2 protein-coding genes are annotated in these 3,439 nt (G+C 72.9%); both read right to left on the bottom strand.

Annotation, left to right across the window (positions count from 1 at the left end; translation table 11 throughout):
• Positions 1-1,560 (bottom strand): methyl-accepting chemotaxis protein (locus tag C667_RS21250; RefSeq protein WP_245538522.1); only part of this gene is annotated, 1,560 nt, incomplete at its 3' end.
• A gap of 47 nt (positions 1,561-1,607) precedes the next feature.
• On the bottom strand, positions 1,608-3,439 hold a 1,832-nt coding region (locus tag C667_RS21245; RefSeq protein WP_051174708.1), incomplete at its 5' end, for a chemotaxis protein CheA.

Below are 3,439 nucleotides of genomic sequence, written 5' to 3'. Positions count from 1 at the left end.
GGGGGCCGCGTGGGCGCGGGCGGCGCGCGGGGCACCGCCGTCGCCGGCGGCCTGCTGCGCCTGCGGGTCGAGGCGGAACTGCGCCACCAGGCGCTGCAGCTGCTCGGCCTGGCTGTTCATCTCCTCGGCGGTCGCCGACAGCTCCTCCGAGGCCGAGGCGTTCTGCTGCGTGGTCTGGCTGATCTGGCTCATGGCGATGTTGATCTGCCCCGCGCCGGCCGACTGTTCCTCGGACGAGGCGGTGATCTCCTGCACCAGCTCGGCGGTCTTGCGGATCGAGGGCACGATCTCCTCGAGCAGGGCGCCGGCGCGCTCGGCGGTCTTGACGCTGGAGCCGGCGAGCTCGCCGATCTCCTGCGCCGCGACCTGGCTGCGCTCGGCCAGCTTGCGCACCTCGGCCGCCACCACCGCGAAGCCCTTGCCGTGCTCGCCGGCACGCGCTGCCTCGATCGCGGCGTTGAGCGCGAGCAGGTTGGTCTGGTAGGCGATGTCGTCGACGATGCCGATCTTGTCGGCGATCGAACGCATCGCCTCCACCGTCGCGCGCACCGCCTCGCCGCCCTCGTTGGCGTCGGCGGCGGACTTGCTCGCCATGCCGTCGGTGACGCGGGCGTTCTCGGTGTTCTGGCCGATCGAGGCGGACATCTGCTCGATCGAGGCCGAGGTCTCCTCCAGGCTGGCGGCCTGCTCGGACGAGCCCTGCGCCAGCGACTGCGAGGTCGCGCTCACCTGCTCGGAGGCCGCGGACAGGGCGTCGGCCGCGCCGCGCACCTCGCCCAGGGTCTGCGACAGGCTGCCCACCATGCGCTGCATTCCCGCCAGCAGGCTGATGTCGTCACCGGCGCGCAATTGCACATCCACCGTGAGGTCGCCGGCAGCGACCTTGCGCGCGATCTCCGCCGCATAGTCGGGCTCGCCGCCGAGCTGGCGCAGCAGCCCGCGGGTGATCAGCATCGCCACCACCACGCCCACCAGCAGCGCGATGCCGCCCAGCACCGACATGGTCAGCGTGGCCGTGGCGACGGTCTCGGCGGTCTCGCTGCCGGTGCCGGTGAGCAGCTCGCCCTGGTAGGCGGTCAGCGCGTTGACGCGCTGGCGGTACTGCACCGCGACGGCGTCGTAGTCGCCGCGCAGGTAGGCGCGCGCCTCGTCGCTGCGGCCCTGCTCGACGAGCTCGATGAGGCGGTTCTGCGCCGGGATGAAGCGCTGGCGGCTGTCGAGCACCTCGGCGAAGAGCTCCTTGCCGCGCGGCTGCGCCAGCATCGGCCCGAGCGTGTCCCAGGCCTTGCCGACGCGCTCGCGCCCGCCGAGCATGCGGTCCTTGGCGCGCTGGATCTGCTCGCCGTTCTCGGCGATCACCAGCTCGCGCCCGCCCAGCGCGATCTCGTTGACGCCGACCAGGCCGTCCTGCAGCAGCTGCGTCTTGGGCCACAGCTCGTTCACCACCACATCGACATCGCGCTTGATGTCGGTCAGCCGCAGGATGCCCACCGCGAGCAGCGTCCCCAGCAGCACCAGCACGAGACCGAAGCCCAGCCCCAGCTTCACACCTACCTTCATGTTCCTGAACATTCTCTTTCCCCTGTTTCCGGTTTCTTCAAAAGCATTCATGCAGCAAGGAAGCGCGCCCGCGGCGCACCCCCGGTGTCGCGACCCTCGTGCGCGATCGCACGCTGGACCAGTTGTGGCACGTCCAGGATCAGCGCGACCTCGCCGCTGCCCAGGATGGTGGAGCCGGCGATGCCGGCGACGCGCTCGAAGAGCGGCCCGAGCGGCTTGATCACCGCCTGGCATTCGCCGAGCAGACGGTCCACCGCAATCCCCGCCTGGCGCCCGCCGAAGCGCACCACCACCACGTTCTGCCGCGGCGGCGGCGCGCCCTCGAGCGCGAACAGGGCGCGCAGGCGCAGGAAGGGCAGGACCTGGCCGCGCAGGTCGAGGTAGCCGTCGGCGCCGGCCTCCGCCGGCAACTCGATGCACTCGACCACCGCGTCGAGCGGCAGGATGAAGGTGGCGCCGGCGACGCCGACCTGGAAGCCGTCGATGATCGCCAGCGTGAGCGGCAGGCACAGCCGCATCGTGGTGCCCTGCCCCGGCGCGCTGTGGATGTCGAGGCTGCCGCGCAGCGCGTCGACGCTGCTCTTGACCACGTCCATGCCGACGCCGCGGCCGGACAGGCTGGTGAGCGCGGCCGCGGTGGAGAAGCCCGGCTCCAGCACGAGGCGGTGGATCTGGGCCTCGGAGAGCACGGCCTCGGGCGCGACCAGGCCGCGCTCGACGGCCTTGGCGAGGATGCGCTGCGCATCCAGCCCGCCGCCGTCGTCGGCGACCTCGATCACGATGCTGCCGGACTCGTGGAAGGCGCGCAGCTCGACCCGGCCGCGCGCCGGCTTGCCCGTCTCGGCGCGGCGCGCGGGCGACTCGATGCCGTGGTCGATGGCGTTGCGCACGAGGTGCATGAGCGGGTCGCCGATCTTCTCGACCATGGACTTGTCGAGCTCGGCCTCGGCGCCGCGGATCACCAGCTCGATGTCCTTGCCGAGCTCGCGGGCGAGGTCGCGCACCACGCGCGGGAAGCGGTTGAAGACCTCGCCGATCGGGGTCATGCGCAGGCGCAGCGCGGCGTCGCGCACGTCCTCGACGAGGCGCAGCAGGTTGGCGGCGGTCTCCTGCAGCGCGCGGCTGCCGGCCTGCTGGGCCTGCAGCTGGGTGGCGGCGCCGGCGATCACCAGCTCGCCGACCTGGTCGATGAGGGCGTCGAGCCGGTCGGCGGGCACCTTGACGCTGCGCGTCTCGCTCGCGCGGCGCTCCTCGGCGGCCTTCTGCTTGCCGAGCGCGGCGTTCACCACCTGCGCCGGCACGCCGGCCTGCTCGACCAGCAGCTCGCCCACGCGCGGCGCCTCGGCCTGCGCGTGCTGGGCGGCGAGCGCCGCCTCGAGCTCGCGCACGGTGACCGAGCCGCAGGCCACGAGGATCTCGCCGAGCCGGCGCGGGTCCTCGTCGAGCGCCTCGATGAGGGCGAGGTATTCCTCCACGCGCGCCGCCGGCGGTACCAGCACGATGCGCGCGCTGTCCTGCACGAACTCGAACACCGATTCGATCTCGGCGCGCGCGGCTGCGCTGCGCAACGCGATCTCGAAGCCGAGGTAGCAGCACTCCGGGTCGGCGGCGGCGAGCTCGGGCAGGGCGTCGGCGATGGTCTCGACGTGCACCAGCTCGCCGAGCGTGCGCAGGTAGTGCACGAAGGCGAGCGGATCCATGCCGTTCTTCAGCACCTCGGGCGCGAAGCGCAGCGACAGGTGCCAGTGCTCGGCGCCGAGCGCCACGCTGTCGCCGACGTCGATCGCGGCGGCGACCTCGGCCGCCCCGGCCCCCTCCCCCAGCGCCGCCGGCAGCGTGGCGGGCGGGGCGCAGAAGGCTTCGAGGCGGGCGCGCAGCG

Origin of the sequence: Thauera phenylacetica B4P, from assembly GCF_000310225.1 — a bacterium.
GTDB lineage: Bacteria > Pseudomonadota > Gammaproteobacteria > Burkholderiales > Rhodocyclaceae > Thauera > Thauera phenylacetica.
Note: the sequence above shows the minus strand (reverse complement) of the source record. Positions and strands in the feature narration are given on the sequence as shown.